At 72.9% G+C, this 679-nt stretch carries 2 protein-coding genes; one reads left to right on the top strand and one right to left on the bottom strand.

The window, feature by feature from the left end:
* Positions 1-460 (bottom strand): hypothetical protein (locus tag EAO75_RS45230; RefSeq protein WP_187284876.1); only part of this gene is annotated, 460 nt, incomplete at its 3' end.
* Between EAO75_RS45230 and EAO75_RS45225 the strand changes: the two genes are divergently transcribed.
* Positions 441-679, top strand: a 239-nt coding sequence (locus EAO75_RS45225) for a hypothetical protein (RefSeq protein WP_148000934.1), incomplete at its 3' end; no start/stop codon positions are given. The genes EAO75_RS45230 and EAO75_RS45225 overlap by 20 nt on opposite strands.

Here is a 679-nt window from a genome sequence, read left to right as displayed (position 1 = left end):
CCGCACCGCCGACCTCGACCTCCGACTCGCTCCCGGAGCCGTCGGTGTCCTCCTCGGTCTCCTCCTCCAGCCCCTCGACGTCCTGGTTGCGCTTCCCTTCCAGCGTGCTGATCCTGCCCGCCGACTGGGTGTCCTTGCCGGAGGTGGCCGGTGAGCCCTTGGGCTTCTCCTGGCCTCGTTTGTCCTGCGGCTTGAGCTGCTGGCCCGCCACCCTCGCCTCGGCCGCGCCCGGCCGGTTCTTCGCCGCGGACTCCTCCTTGGTCGCGGCGGGCGCCTGCTCCTGCTCGGTGGCCTCCTTGCCGGCCTTCTCCTTGCCCCCCGCCGCGTCCTGGGACTTCTTCTCGCCGCCCTGCTGACCGCCGCGCTGCCCGCCCTCCGACTTCCCCCCGGATGCCGAGGAGTCCGCGGCGAAGAACCGGCCGGGCGCGGCCGAGGCGAGGGTGGCGGGCCAGCAGCTCAAGCCGCAGGACAAACGAGGCCAGGAGAAGCCCAAGGGCTCACCGGCCACCTCCGGCAAGGACACCCAGTCGGCGGGCAGGATCAGCACGCTGGAAGGGAAGCGCAACCAGGACGTCGAGGGGCTGGAGGAGGAGACCGAGGAGGACACCGACGGCTCCGGGAGCGAGTCGGAGGTCGAGGTCGGCGGTGCGGAGCCGAGCGCCTGGGAGCCGAGCGCCTG

Origin of the sequence: Streptomyces sp. UW30 (genome assembly GCF_008042075.1) — a bacterium.
Taxonomy (GTDB): domain Bacteria; phylum Actinomycetota; class Actinomycetes; order Streptomycetales; family Streptomycetaceae; genus Streptomyces.
The sequence above is the reverse complement of the archived record's forward strand: the minus strand, read 5'-3'. Positions and strand labels throughout refer to the sequence as shown.